This window comes from Cytobacillus sp. BC1816, from assembly GCF_051353635.1.
In the GTDB taxonomy this organism is placed as follows: Bacteria; Bacillota; Bacilli; order Bacillales; family Cytobacillaceae; genus Cytobacillus; species Cytobacillus oceanisediminis_C.
In genome coordinates this window covers 493,510-506,852 of sequence record NZ_CP195611.1, presented here as the reverse complement: position 1 = coordinate 506,852, position 13,343 = coordinate 493,510, and the positions used below count along the sequence as shown (strand labels likewise).

Below are 13,343 nucleotides of genomic sequence, written 5' to 3'. Positions count from 1 at the left end.
ATTATTCATTTAAAAAGATTTCTTCGAGGGATGGCTCTTCAACTTCCACCCGCAGAACATCCGTCTTGCATTGTGTGAAAGCCCTTATCATTTCAGCAATCTTATTCTCATCGCTGATTGTGATCACTGTATAAGCATCCCCGTGTTCAAGCAGGCTGCCAGCTGACTCAAGCCATTGCTTCAGCTTAGCTTGCTCCTGCTTTGGCACGGTGGAGTGTTTTATTTTGACTGTTATGGTTGACCGGTAAAAGGCCCGTAACTCTTCCATCGTTCCAATGTTATCAATAATTCCATCCCGCATAATGGCAATTCTTGAGCAAATTTTCTCCACTTCATCCAGATTATGCGATGTCATAAAAACCGTCTTCCCCTGTTTTTGAAGCTCTTTAATGAGGCGGTGAATGAGAATAACAGATTCCGCATCCATTCCCGATGTAGGCTCGTCAAGAAAAATCAGTTCCGGATCATGAATAATAGCCTGAGCAATCCCCAGTTTCTTTTTCATGCCAAAGGAGAACTTGCCTGCTTTCTTATTGGCATGTGACAAAAGATCAACATTTCTCAGGACCTCCAGACATTTCTCTTTTGAAGCCCTGGCACCCGATAGCTCTGAGAAAAAGCGCAAATGATCCAGAGCGGTCCATGACCCATAGAGAGATGAATAATCCGGCATAACCCCTACTCTTTTCAACACTTTGCTATCAGGACCCTCAACCCCAAGAAGTGAGTACGTTCCGCTGCTTGAGGAAATGATGCCTGTCAGCATATTAATAAAGGTGGATTTACCTGCACCGTTACGTCCAAGAAACCCAAATATCTCGCCTTTTCTTACGGCTAAATCCATTCCCATGACCACCTGATGGGCACCATAGGCTTTTGAGAGCTGTTTCGCTTCGATGGCATTCATCAGCATTCCCTCCTTCTAAAGACAGCATATGCAGCCAGCAGCATCATACCTGCCAATCCCAGTATGACTAAGAAAGTAAAATCATCCCGCTCCAAATAGTAAAAAGGAATAAAGTATTTCATCCAGTTCACCCAGCCATTTGGAGAAAAAGCAGCCCAAAATCCAAAAGCAGGAAGCATCAACCCCAGAATGTTTCCTAAAAACATGGTATATCCAGGTCTAGGGATAAGCACGGACAATAGGACAGCTAAAGCTGCCTGGTAAGTCACCAGACTCATCGTCTGGGAAAAAATAAACAGATCAAACTTCTTGGAAAAAATACTGATCAGCAAAAAAGACACTACAATGCAGAACAGCCAGAAAAACCATATTCCAAGAAATTTACCGAATAATATAGTAGAGCGTGATGCCCTTGTCACCAGAAACCTCATTGTACGCTCATGGATTTCTCTGTTTATTGTGTCGTGGGACAAACCGAACACAAATAATTGTCCAAGCAGCAAAATGACACTTAAAAGACCGATCGTATGGATATCCTCAGCCTCACCTGCCGTCAGTTCCACTCCAGATGATAGTACACTGGAAAACTTCGCTGCATAGTACGATACTGCAAATAATATGGCAATCATAATAATGGATTTAATCCCTTTAAAAAGACTTATAAACTCTCTCTTGCACATCACAAACATTTTCCATGCTCCCTTCATCGTGATTCTGATTAAAGTATATACCGTCAATCTTACCCACTCCGAAATACCGCCTTAATTTTTCCTTAATTCCTATATTTTTGGAAATAGAGTGATATGATAGGTTTGAACAAACTAGATTAGGAGAATAACCATGCAAGATTCAAGATTACTGCTTGTTGATGACGAACAAGCCATTTTGCACATGCTATGCACGATTTTACAGCGTGAACAATTTAGAAATATCGATACCGCCTCTACTGCTGCACAAGCATTAGAACTCTGCCGGGCCAATACCTATGATCTCATTCTATTGGATGTGATGCTCCCTGACCGCAGCGGTTTTGATATTTGCCCTTTAATAAGAGAAACGACTGATGCTCCCATCTTCTTTCTTACTGCACGATCCACCGACCTTGATAAACTTTCAGGATTTGCCCTAGGAGCAGATGATTATATTACCAAGCCTTTTAATCCGCTTGAAGTGGCTGCTCGAATTAAAGCACACTTGCGCCGCCATAAAGGAAGTCAGCCTGTTCCCGTACAGACAATCTATGATTTTGGAAGAATTAAAATCAATACTTCAGCAGGGGAAGTTACTGTTTCTGGAAAAAGGATAGACCTGCCAGCGCAAGTCTACCAGCTTCTCCTGTTCTTAAGCAAACATCCCAATCAGCTTTTCAGCAAAAGCCAGCTTTATGAGCATGTATGGGGAGAAGAAGGATTCGGGGAGGACAACACGGTCATGGTGCACATCCGAAAGCTCCGGGAGAAAATTGAAAGCAATCCAAGCAGCCCCTGCCACATTATTACAGTAAGGGGACTTGGCTATAAATTTGTTCCGGAAGGCAGTCTTCATGAACATCCATAGACGATTCATCTTTCAATTTTTTGTCCAATTGATTACCGTTTTTGTGCTCTTTTTTATCATTCTGATTTCTTTTTGGGCTTTTCTTGGTTTTTCAATGATGGATTTCGAGTCCAAACAGGATCTCTCCAAAGCTGAAGATTATTTTGTATCTGACCATGTTAGCTTTAAAGACGGGAAGGCTGTTTTTAAAGAGGAATTGAAAAGACTGGCAAAAGAACAGAATGGATGGCTCCTTGCCATTAATGAAGCCGGAGATGTTCTGGGCGCTTTCAATATGCCGGATAAAGCTCCTAAAAAGTTAAAGAAAAGTGAAATCGCCGCCATTACTTATGGGGAAAGCAGTGAAGCCCATTATACATATTGGAAGATCCGCACTAAACCGTATTTTGTCCTTTTTGGAAAAGCCAAGGCTGAGACTAAACTTCTGAATCAAATATCCCCACGTGTGGATTGGAAACAACAGAAGCTGAACCTTTCTGAAAACGCAGAGAACGAACTATCCAGGAAAAATGCCTGGGTCCAGCTTATTACTCCCACAGGTACTGTAGTGGATGAGTATGGAACCAAAAATCAGCGAAACAAATACTCAGTCAAAGAGCTATTCGCAGAGCAGGATACGGAAGGCAGCACACCAGCAGTGTACTTTGATCCAAACACAGAAAGTGCCATCCTGTTAGGGATTCCTGCTGACAATAAGGCTTCGACTCTGGAAAAAAGTTTATTTGAAAGTCTAAATAGAAGTCTCATTATCATTTTTGTCATGGCATTTCTGCTGCTTCTGTGTGGAACTCTCTGGTATGCGCGCAAATTCGGTGTTCCTCTGCTGACATTAATGAAATGGATTCAAAACCTTGGGAGAGGGCTGTATCAGGAGCCTGCAGATGTCTATGGCCGGCCGGTAACACTCAGCAAAAAAGGAAAATTGAAAAGAAAGTTCCGTCTTTATAAAGAATTGATTGCAACCTTAACACAGCTTACCGAAACTCTTCAGCAAAATGAGAAGCAGCAGCGGATAATGGCCAATACAAGAGAAGAATGGATCAGCGGCCTTTCCCATGATTTAAAAACTCCGCTATCCTCCATTTCCGGATATGCTCAAATGCTTGCCTCCAATGATTACACATGGTCCGAAAAGGAAACAAAGGAGTTCGCCCTTATAATGGCTGAAAAGTCGGATTACATGATGGATCTGCTGGAGGACTTAACGTTAACCTACCGTCTCAAGAACAATGCTCTCCCAATTGCCAAAATGCCAACCGGCTTAAACGAATTCATTCGCCGAATCATCATTCATTACATTAATGATCCAGTCTATCAGGACAGAACATTCCATTTCATTCCGCATCCTGAATCCATTACGGCTTCCATTGATCCCAAATGGTTTCAGCGGATTTTGGATAATATCATAGCCAACGCGATTAAATATAACCCGCCAGGCACAGCCATTTCCGTTAGCCTCTCTTCCATAGAAGAACATCTGATTGTCATTAACATTAAGGATGATGGCATCGGCATGGACAGTGCCACACTTGGAAAGCTCTTCAGCCGCTACTATAGAGGAACCCATACAGGAGAAACCGGAAGCGGATCAGGACTTGGCATGGCCATCACCAAACAGCTTGTCCACCTCCATGGAGGTACCATCAATGTTCAAAGCGAGCCGCAAATCGGCACCCTTATCCGGATTATGCTGCCAGTCGATTAACACAGCAAAAGAGTGCAAAGTGCACTCTTTTGCTGTATATTGCAATTCAATCAAACGTTTGATTGATATTTTTGAGTTCTGTGAATGCCATCTTTTATCAATAAATCCTCGAATAAATAACAAAAGATAAAAACACGGTACAAATCAGCAAAGTCGATAAAATATTAACGGCTTCACTTGCCGTTAATAAAATTAGATCCAGTTTCAGCCCCAGGTTAAATGCAATTAAATACATCATCATGGCAAAAAAAGAGACAAACATCCCTTTTTCCCTGATCAGCTTCATCCGCTCATCTTTCTGTTTAAATTGAGGATACAAATAGCTTAAGCAAAAACACATTACCGCCATTCCAATCATGATATATGACTCGGACGGCGGGGCAGAATCAGCCATAACCCCTGCATAGACGATAAAACCGCTCATCGCCAAAAAGAATAATCCTAAAATGAGAAATGTAATCTGATACCGATCCTTCAATCCGGCTCCCCCCTTAATCTTTTTTTCCTTCATAAATAAATAATTCTTCAATTGTGGTACTAAATGTTCTTGCCAATTCGAATGCGAGCGGGAGGGAGGGATAATACTTGCCCTTCTCTATGGATATTACTGTCTGCCTGGAGACCCCAAGTTTAGCCGCCAGCCTATCCTGTGAAAAGCCATGCCTTTTGCGAAACTCGACTAAATTATTTTTCAATTCGTTCACCTCACCCAAAGTACAGGTTAATGTAAAGTTTCTTTAACGTCAAGTAAACTTTACATCATTAACAGAAAAATACAGCATACATACCAAAGTACTTCTCTATGTTTTAATTTTTTTATTTCCCTGAGTGTCCGAAAAACTTAAGGCATAGCCTCATAAAAAGAATGCAAACTAAAAACGGACATGCCTTAATGAAAATAAAGGGGGTGAAAATCATGGAAAAGAACAAAAAGAACCAATCAAATCATAAGAATAATGCACTTCCAAAAAATACAGAATTTGCGGATGACAGAGAAAATGGTCTTGAAAGAGTCGCTTTAAAAGCTCAAAGAGACAACACCAAGTAAGCCATTTGGGACAGTTAAACTGTCCCTATTTCCCCCTGTCATTACGGCCAAAATGCATGTGGTATACCTTTCTTGTTTTAGTTTCAGCTTCTATATTGCTGATAAATCGTTCTTTAACCTCTTCCATCAGCATACTCGCAAGCTTTTCAAGCCTTTTTGGTCCGAATCCGGTCAATTTTTCAGAGATTATCACCTTGAGCTCTCCATATTGCTTATACATTCGAATGCTTCCATGCCCAGTTCTTTTTGTTTTTCCTGCAGTAAAATCAAAATCATATTTTTGCTCAATAAAGGAAGAAACCTCGGGAAGACCCAAATTCTCATATAACGGCGGAAATTGATGATGGACAGGAGGATCGGTAAAACGTATGGAATCTATGTTCATAACCCCTCTCCTCTCAATGTTTACAGTAATTATCTCCAATTAGGAGTAAATTCACGCGAACCTTTCCATACTGAAATTGTTTTTGCCGCAATGGACTGATAAAATCCTTATTATATAAAAAGGAGAACTTAGCTATGATCAATAAAATTGGAAAAATCACAGTATACGTTGAAGACCAGGAACAGGCAAAAGATTTTTGGCTGAATAAAATGGGGTTTGTTCTAAAGCTCGAACAGCCTATGGGACCAAATGCTGCCTGGATTGAAGTTGGTCCAAGCAATGAAGAATTTACAACTTTAGTTCTTTATTCAAAGGCAGCCATGGAACAGCAAAACCCATCTGCAATTGCCCACCCATCCATCCTTTTCAGCACATCTGATATTGAAGCTGCCTATGAACAAATGAAACAAAATGGCGTGGAAGTTGAAGATATGCTAAAAATGCCTTTTGGAACTATGTTTACGTTTAAAGACCAGGATGGAAACAACTACTTATTGAGAGAGGATAAGTAATTCTAAGAAGACCTGTCCTTCAAATGCAGAGTGAACAGGTCTTTTTTCGCTTAGCCTTCAAATGCTTTCTTCAAAGAATTCAAATCAATCTTTTTCTCCATTTGGAGCAATGCCTTCATTACTCGCTCAGTTTTTTCAGAATCATGGCTGCTGATCATTTCGCTTAAATCTGCAGGTACGATTTGCCAGGATACGCCAAACTGATCCTTAAGCCAGCCGCAAGCCTGTGCCTTCATGTCCCCGCCTTCACAGAGCTTTTCCCAATAGTAGTCTATTTCTTCTTGATTCTCACAATTGACTATAAATGATATAGCCTCATTAAACCTAAATTTTGGCCCGCCATTCAGAGCAGTAAACTCCTGTCCTTCCAGCTGGAATTTCACAGTCATAACCTTTCCCTCTGTCATGCCGCTAAGTTCGTGTCTTTCATTTCCATAGCGGGTTATCTTGCTGATAGCTGAGTTCTTAAAAATCGATGTATAAAAGTTTGCTGCCTCTTCAGCTTCTGTATTAAACCATAAGTTTGGTGTGATTTTTTGGATTTTCTGTTTCATGCTATCAACTCCTGTTTAGATGCTCTTCACCTTCATTTTAGCCTAATTTCGAGTTTGATATTTAAAGTACTTACTATTTGTCTATTAGTCAATAGAGCCTGTCACTCTTAGCGACAGGCAAAACTCATTATCCCAGGAAACGATGATACAGGTTCTTGGCCTGGAGAATGTCTCTTACCCCGTGTACCAGCACTCTTCCATCCTTAAATACAACCACTCTGGCCTGATTGATCTTAAATGAGAGCAAATAAGGGTTGCTCTCTACATTGATACCTTGAGAGACCAGGGATTTTTCCAGATAAGCAACATCCACATCTTGAAGGGCTGAAGGCCGGATTTGAACGGTATCCCTTCCGCAAAGCAGTGCTGTTTTTGTCTGATTTCTATAATCCAGGAACGGATAAACTGGATTAGTCCCGCACGTTAAGCAATGCGGATTCTTTAAGGAAGAAACATTAACAGAACTAAAATGATTTTTCCATACATCAAAAGAAACAAGTGTCCCGCGTAAGGATTCAAAGTCTTCTGCTAATATCTTTAATGCCTCAGCAGACTGGTGAGCCGCAACCATTTGAATAGCCGGCTGAATAACACCAGCCGTATCGCAGGTAGTCCCCCCCAATGGCAATTTGTCCATCAGGCAATTCAGGCACGGTGACACTCCAGGCAAGATGGTATAGCTTAAACCATAGCTCCCCACACAGCCTCCATATATCCAGGGAATCCGGTGCTTCTGAGATATATCATTGACCAGAAAGCGAATGTCAAAATTATCCGTTGAGTCAATGATTAAATCAACACCCTCAATCAACTCTTCAATTTCCTGTATTCCTACATCCATAATACGGGCGATAACTTCCACCTCTGAATTGATGGCTTTTAGGCGGTTAGCCGCTGCTATCGCTTTTGGCGTTTTTCGAACAGCATCTCCTTCACAATAAAGCTGCTGGCGCTGCAGGTTGCTCCACTCCACATAATCTCGATCGGCAATAGTTAATTTACCGACACCAGCCCTTGTGAGGGTTTCTGCATTTGCCGCCCCTAATGCACCAGCCCCTACAATCAAGGCGTGTTTTTCCCTCAGCTTTTTCTGTCCTTCTTTGCCAATCGGAGGAAATAACATCTGGCGGGAGTATCGCTCATTCAACTAAAAACCATTCCTTCCGCCGGACTGCTTGCTGATGCATAACGTTTTTTGGGCATTCGGCCTGCTTCATAGCCCAGCCTCCCTGCTTCAATGGCGAGTTTCATTGCTTTTGCCATTTTTACAGGATCATCGGCAGAGGAGACTGCCGTATTTAATAACACCCCATCTGCTCCAAGCTCCATTGCCAATGCCGCATCTGCCGGGCTCCCAATTCCAGCATCCACAATAATCGGCACAGTAGCCTGTTCAGTAATAAATTGAAGATTAATAGGATTAATGACTCCCTGCCCTGAGCCAATTGGCGAAGCACATGGCATGACCGCATGGCAGCCTAGTTCTTCAAGTTTTCGGGCAAGCACGACATCATCAGAAGTATAGGGAAGAACAATAAATCCCTCGTCTAATAGAATTTCCGCTGCTTTTATCGTTTCTATTGGATCGGGAAGAAGCGTTTTGCTGCATCCAATAACCTCAACCTTGATCATGTCGCAGAGCCCGGAAGCTTTGGATAGCCTTGCTATTCGGACGGCCTCCTCAGCTGTACTTGCTCCTGCTGTATTAGGGAGTAATTTATATTTCTGTAAATCCAGCTTTTCCAAAAAGTTGGGCTGGTTCGCTTCAAAAATGTTCATACGGCGTACAGCAAACGTAAGCACCTCTGTTTCCGAAGCTTCTACAGCTTCCCTTTGCACATCAAAGTTTGGATATTTTCCTGTTCCTAGCAGCAGCCGAGAGTTAAATTCATATGGTCCAATTTTCAACAAATCATCCGCCTCCTACAAAGTGTACAATTTCGATTCGATCCCCATCTGTCAGTATGGTTTCAGCATGCATGGATTTATCCAAAATATGCTGATTTAGTTCGACAATGACTACCTTTTGCTCCAAATTAAAGTGCTCGAGCAGACGTGAAACAGAATTAACTGTTTCCGGCAGCACCATAGCATCTCCGTTAATGACAACATTCATAAAAGCACCCCTTTTGACGAATGGACTAAACATTCAAGGCGGGATAGCTCAAATGGGTTAGGCTGCTCCGTTTTGCCTTCGAGGATGTCTGCCATCAGCTCTCCTGTTGCCGGGGCAAGGAGGATGCCATTCCGAAAATGCCCAGCTGCAATGTATAACCCTTCACAGGCTGGATGTTGCCCCAAAAAAGGCAGCCCATCAGCCGATTGCGGACGAATTCCTGTCCAGGCGCCTTCCCATTCTGCATGCGCGATTTCCGGAACCAGGTTTTGAGCCTTTTCCATCAGCAAGGATATCCCCCCAAAGGTCACCTTCTCATCAAATGAATTTATCTTAACCGTCGCTCCAACTACCAACCTCCCAGATTGCTTTGGAACGATATAGCATCCGTGGGAAAAGATCGTTCCCTGTACAAGCGGTTTTTCAATCTTGACTGAGAAGCACTCGCCTTTAACCGGAATAATGGGCAGCGAAAGGCCCGTTCTTTCAAGAATCTCCCTGCTCCAGGCCCCAGATGCAACAATAACGGAATCTGCCAGAAGTTCTCCCAGGCCGGTTCTGACTCCATAAACCTTTTTATCTTTTAAAATAAAATCTGATACATGTGTATACTCATATATTTCTGCGCCAAGGGTTATTGAAGCTTTTGCAAAGGCAAGGGACAATTCATATGCCTGGACCTGTCCGTCATTCGGTATATACATGGCCCCCCTCAATTTGTTTGATACGAATGGTTCACGTTTGATCAGGTCATCAATCGAAAACCATTCGGCCTGCTCATCCGCTTTTTGCTGGCTTTCTATCAATCTTTTTAATACCAGCTCCTCTTCTTTATTAGCAGCCACTTTATATACACCCTTATTTTGATAGCCGATGTGCACTTGTGATAAATCTTCCAGTTCAGGAATCAGGCTCTGGTACATAGATCGGCTTTTGCATGCCAGCTGGAATAGCGGACCGTCTTCTGTCAGTTCCGTTTGGGCTCCTAAAATTCCAGCTGCCGCTCCGGAAGCCTTTCCGGCTATTTTTCCCTTATCCAAAACGGCCACTTTACACCCTCTTTTAGCCAGTTGAAAAGCAATGGAACTTCCATTAATGCCACCACCAACTATAAGGGCATCAAATATTTTCCTCATCATTTCCCCTCCGCATTTAACTTATTTGAAAAGAGCTTCGCTGCCTCTACAGGGTCCTTTGCCTGCAATATCCCTGACATTACAGCAATGCCATCTGCCCCTGCCTCCAAAACCTCTGGGACTTTTTCTGGTTTAATGCCTCCAATTGCCAATACCGGAATTTCTACTGCCTTTTTAAGAGCCTGAAGTGACCCAGTGCCCCTTGGCGGAACTCCCTTCTTGGAATCGGTTCTAAATATGTGCCCAAACAGGACATAATCAGCCCCCTGTTTTGCAGCCTCTTCTGCTTCTTCAAGAGAATGTACAGAACATCCGATGGGCATATCCAGAAAATGCGTTTTGACAACATGGACTGGAAGGCTGTGAAAAGCAAGATGAACACCTGTTTTACATGTCCATGCAACATCCACCCGATCATTGATTACAATTTTATGAATGGGGATTCCTTCATTACAAAGCAGCTCAACCCCTTCATATAGCTCCCTTGAGGTTCGATTTTTTTCCCTTAAGTGGAACTTGTCTGCAAAGGGTGCCACTTTACCTGCTATCTCAGCAAAAACCTCTAGAGAAAGCTTTCCATCTGATATAACATGCAGCTGTTTTTTCATAGCCGATGCTCCCAAGCTATTTTTAGATTTTCTGTAAATAAAAAACCACCTTCAAAATAGAAAGTGGGGGTATGAGGCCCTGGAATATAGACCTGATACTCCACTTCCCTACGCTGGTATTCATACCAGATCAGGTTCCAAGGGTCTTAAAGTATTTGCTTTAATCTCAGCCTGCCAACAGGCACCCCCAGCGGATATAAATTTCTATTAAACTATAAAAAGATTACTGATAAATGTTTCCCCCGGCCTTATTAAATTCCTCAGCTTTTTCTTCCAGTCCCTTCTGTATCGCTTCGTCGGTTTCAAGCTTATGCTCTTTTGCATAATTCCGGATATCTTGGGAAATTCTCATACTGCAAAATTTCGGCCCGCACATGGAACAGAAATGAGCGGTTTTTGCCCCTTCAGCAGGCAGGGTTTCATCATGGAATTCCAAAGCGCGCTCAGGATCCAATGAGAGATTGAATTGATCTCTCCAGCGGAATTCAAAACGTGCCTTTGACAGGGCATCATCCCTTTTTTGCGCTCCAGGATGTCCCTTTGCCAGATCTGCAGCATGCGCGGCAATTTTATACGTGATGACACCCTCGCGGACATCGTCTCTATTCGGCAAACCCAAATGTTCTTTTGGGGTAACATAGCAAAGCATTGCAGTCCCATACCAGCCTATCATGGCAGCCCCGATTGCAGAGGTAATATGGTCATATCCCGGAGCTATATCAGTCGTAAGGGGTCCAAGTGTGTAGAATGGTGCTTCTTTACAGATGTCCAATTGTTTATCCATATTCTCTTTGATTAAGTGCATTGGAACATGGCCAGGTCCCTCGACCATTACCTGTACATCATGTTCCCAAGCAATCTTCGTCAATTCCCCAAGTGTTTCAAGCTCCGCAAACTGAGCCTCGTCATTTGCATCTGCAATCGATCCCGGCCGCAGTCCATCCCCCAGGGAGAAGGCCACATCATAAGCTTTCATGATCTCGCAGATTTCTTCAAAGTGTGTATATAAAAAGTTCTCTTTATGATGATGCAGGCACCATTGGGCCATAATGGATCCGCCCCTCGACACAATTCCGGTCAAGCGCTTTGCCGACAGCGGAACATACCTCAAAAGGACACCTGCATGAATCGTAAAGTAGTCAACCCCCTGCTCTGCTTGTTCAATTAAGGTATCCCTGTATACTTCCCACGTAAGATCCTCGGCAATGCCATTAACCTTTTCAAGTGCCTGATAAATGGGAACAGTACCGACCGGAACGGCGGAGTTTCTAATAATCCATTCGCGTGTAGTATGAATATTTTTGCCTGTAGACAGATCCATAATTGTATCTGCTCCCCATCGGGTAGCCCAGGTCATTTTCTCTACCTCTTCTTCAATAGAGGATGAAACAGCCGAGTTTCCAATGTTCGCATTAATTTTCACATGAAAATTCCTTCCGATAATCATTGGCTCTGTCTCAGGGTGATTGATATTGGAAGGAATAATCGCCCGTCCTCTTGCTACTTCAGACCGCACAAATTCCGGTTCCATATTTTCCCGAATGGCTATAAACTCCATCTCAGGGGTTATGATCCCCTTTTTTGCATAGTGTAACTGGGTGACATTCTTCCCTTTTTCCGCTCTCAATGGCTTGCGGTTTAAGCCGGGAAAGACTTTATGATTGGCACGCGAATCATTTTTGTCGCGAAACCCATTATCCTCGGGCTTCACTTTTCGACCTTCGTACTCTTCAACATCTCCGCGTTCATGAATCCACTTTCTTCTTAATGCAGGAAGCCCTTTTTTTAGATCTGCCGTATACTGAGGATCGGTATAAGGTCCACTCGTATCATATACACGAACCGGCTCATTGACTTCTTCACCAAACGTTCCGGCAGTGGGGCTTAATTCTATCTCTCGCACCGGAACCTTTATATCAGTCCTGGATCCCTCCACATATACTTTTTTGCTGCCAGTAAAGCTCGACATAATAGAAATACTCTCATGATTTAAAGAACTTGCAGTCATTGATCATCTCTCCCTAATTAAAAATGTAAGGACGAGACCTGGAACCAAGGAAGTGCCAGATATGTAAAAAAGCCGGTCCACATAAAGATGGACCGGCTTAAACGCAGATGTCTTTGCACAAAAAAACTCTTTTGCACATTCTAACTTCCCCACGCTGGTATGATCCAGATCAGGTCCAAAGAGTCAAGAAACTTTAGCGCGTTTCTTTCTCAGCCCAAGCTATTGGGCACCCCTAGTTATTGCTATTAAATTCAATTCTAGTATACAGAATAGCGGAAACAAATGAAAGGAATTTTTTTCAGAATTCTGTCAGACGAAAAATTTTGCCTTTATTCTGCTCCTAACCTCGTTTTCCTTAATTCAGTTTTTTTCTTCTGAATGTACATCAAATCAGCCGCAGACGTTTTCCGCGACTTATGCAGGTTAATTCCCGTCAGACTCCTCATCATTCATATCCATATCACTTTCATCCATACTCTCTTCATCTTGTGGTGATTCTTCATTCATGCCGGGCTCCTCCATATCAGATTCTTCTGATGTGCCAGGATCCTGCATTTCACTATCTTCATTATTGTTTTCTTCCATCTGATTATCTTCCAATTCCACATCTTCCGTTTCCGGAGGCGGATCCTGTTCATCCGTTCCGCATCCTGCCAACAATAATCCTGCACTCAATGGAATTGATAGCCATAGCTTCTTATCATTCATGTATTGTCATCTCCTTTTGCAGTATCATGTTCTTTAAGACCTTACCCTTTTGGCAGGTGGCCAAACTTTTCCCATCAGCCGATTAAATCCCTAATATCT

At 42.7% G+C, this 13,343-nt stretch carries 17 protein-coding genes and 2 riboswitches; of the genes, 4 read left to right on the top strand and 13 right to left on the bottom strand.

The features are described 5' to 3' along the window. Position 1: 1 nt before the first annotated feature. Together ACR42H_RS02715 and ACR42H_RS02710 are read right to left on the bottom strand one after the other, a co-directional pair. On the bottom strand, positions 2-907 hold the full coding sequence (locus tag ACR42H_RS02715; RefSeq protein ID WP_436374635.1) for an ATP-binding cassette domain-containing protein: 906 nt from the start codon (positions 905-907) through the stop codon (positions 2-4). Continuing rightward, positions 907-1,644, bottom strand: coding sequence for an ABC transporter permease (locus ACR42H_RS02710; RefSeq protein WP_243856241.1), 738 nt, complete (start codon positions 1,642-1,644; stop codon positions 907-909). Before ACR42H_RS02710 ends, ACR42H_RS02715 begins: the two co-directional genes overlap by 1 nt. A gap of 103 nt (positions 1,645-1,747) precedes the next feature. Here ACR42H_RS02710 and ACR42H_RS02705 point away from each other — a divergent pair, with 103 nt between their 5' ends. Both ACR42H_RS02705 and ACR42H_RS02700 read left to right on the top strand, forming a co-directional pair. After that, the gene (locus ACR42H_RS02705) at positions 1,748-2,464 is read left to right on the top strand and encodes a response regulator transcription factor (protein WP_113884277.1); all 717 of its coding nucleotides are present in this window, start codon (positions 1,748-1,750) and stop codon (positions 2,462-2,464) included. Beyond that, the gene (locus ACR42H_RS02700; protein WP_436374634.1) at positions 2,451-4,169 is read left to right on the top strand and encodes a sensor histidine kinase; all 1,719 of its coding nucleotides are present in this window, start codon (positions 2,451-2,453) and stop codon (positions 4,167-4,169) included. The genes ACR42H_RS02705 and ACR42H_RS02700 overlap by 14 nt, the downstream gene beginning before the upstream one ends. 97 nt (positions 4,170-4,266) lie before the next feature. On the opposite strand, the gene ACR42H_RS02695 is transcribed toward ACR42H_RS02700, so the two are convergent. Both ACR42H_RS02695 and ACR42H_RS02690 read right to left on the bottom strand, forming a co-directional pair. Next, on the bottom strand, positions 4,267-4,593 hold the full coding sequence (locus ACR42H_RS02695; RefSeq protein WP_113884318.1) for a permease: 327 nt from the start codon (positions 4,591-4,593) through the stop codon (positions 4,267-4,269). A gap of 67 nt (positions 4,594-4,660) precedes the next feature. After that, positions 4,661-4,864 carry a helix-turn-helix transcriptional regulator gene (locus ACR42H_RS02690; RefSeq protein ID WP_113884279.1) on the bottom strand — a complete coding sequence of 68 codons (204 nt, stop codon included), beginning with the start codon at positions 4,862-4,864 and terminating at the stop codon, positions 4,661-4,663. 221 nt (positions 4,865-5,085) lie between these two features. On the opposite strand from ACR42H_RS02690, the gene ACR42H_RS02685 reads away from it, so the two are divergent. Next, positions 5,086-5,217, top strand: a complete 132-nt coding sequence (locus tag ACR42H_RS02685; RefSeq protein ID WP_436374633.1) for a hypothetical protein — start codon at positions 5,086-5,088, stop codon at positions 5,215-5,217. A gap of 25 nt (positions 5,218-5,242) precedes the next feature. Here ACR42H_RS02685 and ACR42H_RS02680 read toward each other — a convergent pair whose 3' ends face one another. Continuing rightward, on the bottom strand, positions 5,243-5,602 hold the full coding sequence (locus ACR42H_RS02680) for a hypothetical protein (protein ID WP_113884281.1): 360 nt from the start codon (positions 5,600-5,602) through the stop codon (positions 5,243-5,245). A 134-nt stretch (positions 5,603-5,736) separates the two neighbouring features. On the opposite strand from ACR42H_RS02680, the gene ACR42H_RS02675 reads away from it, so the two are divergent. Next, a complete protein-coding gene (locus tag ACR42H_RS02675; protein ID WP_436374632.1) occupies positions 5,737-6,114 on the top strand; it encodes a VOC family protein in 378 nt (125 codons plus the stop codon). Positions 6,115-6,164: 50 nt separating this feature from the next. Here ACR42H_RS02675 and ACR42H_RS02670 read toward each other — a convergent pair whose 3' ends face one another. The 8 genes from ACR42H_RS02670 to ACR42H_RS02635 form a co-directional block, all read right to left on the bottom strand. Further along, positions 6,165-6,668, bottom strand: coding sequence for a VOC family protein (locus ACR42H_RS02670; protein ID WP_436374631.1), 504 nt, complete (start codon positions 6,666-6,668; stop codon positions 6,165-6,167). A 127-nt stretch (positions 6,669-6,795) separates the two neighbouring features. Continuing rightward, entirely contained in the window at positions 6,796-7,815 is a 1,020-nt protein-coding gene (locus ACR42H_RS02665) for a MoeB/ThiF family adenylyltransferase (RefSeq protein ID WP_436374630.1), read from the bottom strand. Continuing rightward, positions 7,812-8,579, bottom strand: a complete 768-nt coding sequence (locus tag ACR42H_RS02660; protein WP_436374629.1) for a thiazole synthase — start codon at positions 8,577-8,579, stop codon at positions 7,812-7,814. Before ACR42H_RS02660 ends, ACR42H_RS02665 begins: the two co-directional genes overlap by 4 nt. A 1-nt stretch (position 8,580) precedes the next feature. Continuing rightward, positions 8,581-8,784 (bottom strand): sulfur carrier protein ThiS, encoded by a 204-nt coding sequence (gene thiS, locus ACR42H_RS02655; RefSeq protein ID WP_113884286.1) that lies wholly within the window; start codon positions 8,782-8,784, stop codon positions 8,581-8,583. After that, positions 8,781-9,920 (bottom strand): glycine oxidase ThiO, encoded by a 1,140-nt coding sequence (gene thiO / locus ACR42H_RS02650; protein WP_436376815.1) that lies wholly within the window; start codon positions 9,918-9,920, stop codon positions 8,781-8,783. The genes thiS and thiO overlap by 4 nt, the downstream gene beginning before the upstream one ends. Beyond that, complete coding sequence (gene tenI / locus ACR42H_RS02645) at positions 9,920-10,528, bottom strand: thiazole tautomerase TenI (protein ID WP_436374628.1); 609 nt, start codon at positions 10,526-10,528, stop codon at positions 9,920-9,922. The genes thiO and tenI overlap by 1 nt, the downstream gene beginning before the upstream one ends. Positions 10,529-10,616: 88 nt before the next feature. After that, positions 10,617-10,727, bottom strand: a riboswitch (TPP riboswitch). A gap of 24 nt (positions 10,728-10,751) precedes the next feature. After that, positions 10,752-12,536: a phosphomethylpyrimidine synthase ThiC gene (gene thiC, locus ACR42H_RS02640; protein ID WP_436374627.1), complete on the bottom strand. Its 1,785-nt coding sequence runs from the start codon at positions 12,534-12,536 to the stop codon at positions 10,752-10,754. Positions 12,537-12,665: 129 nt separating this feature from the next. Beyond that, a riboswitch (TPP riboswitch) is annotated at positions 12,666-12,780 on the bottom strand. Between the two features lie 179 nt (positions 12,781-12,959). Next, positions 12,960-13,244 carry a hypothetical protein gene (locus ACR42H_RS02635; protein WP_113884290.1) on the bottom strand — a complete coding sequence of 95 codons (285 nt, stop codon included), beginning with the start codon at positions 13,242-13,244 and terminating at the stop codon, positions 12,960-12,962. Positions 13,245-13,343 lie beyond the last annotated feature (99 nt).

Coding starts and splice junctions, on each gene's coding strand:
- ACR42H_RS02715 (WP_436374635.1), bottom strand. CDS start 907: ATGAATGCCATCGAAGCGAAACAGCTCTCAAAAGCCTATGGTGCCCAT.
- ACR42H_RS02705 (WP_113884277.1), top strand. CDS start 1,748: ATGCAAGATTCAAGATTACTGCTTGTTGATGACGAACAAGCCATTTTG.
- ACR42H_RS02700 (WP_436374634.1), top strand. CDS start 2,451: ATGAACATCCATAGACGATTCATCTTTCAATTTTTTGTCCAATTGATT.
- ACR42H_RS02695 (WP_113884318.1), bottom strand. CDS start 4,593: ATGAGCGGTTTTATCGTCTATGCAGGGGTTATGGCTGATTCTGCCCCG.
- ACR42H_RS02685 (WP_436374633.1), top strand. CDS start 5,086: ATGGAAAAGAACAAAAAGAACCAATCAAATCATAAGAATAATGCACTT.
- ACR42H_RS02680 (WP_113884281.1), bottom strand. CDS start 5,602: ATGAACATAGATTCCATACGTTTTACCGATCCTCCTGTCCATCATCAA.
- ACR42H_RS02675 (WP_436374632.1), top strand. CDS start 5,737: ATGATCAATAAAATTGGAAAAATCACAGTATACGTTGAAGACCAGGAA.
- ACR42H_RS02670 (WP_436374631.1), bottom strand. CDS start 6,668: ATGAAACAGAAAATCCAAAAAATCACACCAAACTTATGGTTTAATACA.
- thiS (WP_113884286.1), bottom strand. CDS start 8,784: ATGAATGTTGTCATTAACGGAGATGCTATGGTGCTGCCGGAAACAGTT.
- thiO (WP_436376815.1), bottom strand. CDS start 9,920: ATGAGGAAAATATTTGATGCCCTTATAGTTGGTGGTGGCATTAATGGA.
- tenI (WP_436374628.1), bottom strand. CDS start 10,528: ATGAAAAAACAGCTGCATGTTATATCAGATGGAAAGCTTTCTCTAGAG.
- thiC (WP_436374627.1), bottom strand. CDS start 12,536: ATGACTGCAAGTTCTTTAAATCATGAGAGTATTTCTATTATGTCGAGC.
- ACR42H_RS02635 (WP_113884290.1), bottom strand. CDS start 13,244: ATGAATGATAAGAAGCTATGGCTATCAATTCCATTGAGTGCAGGATTA.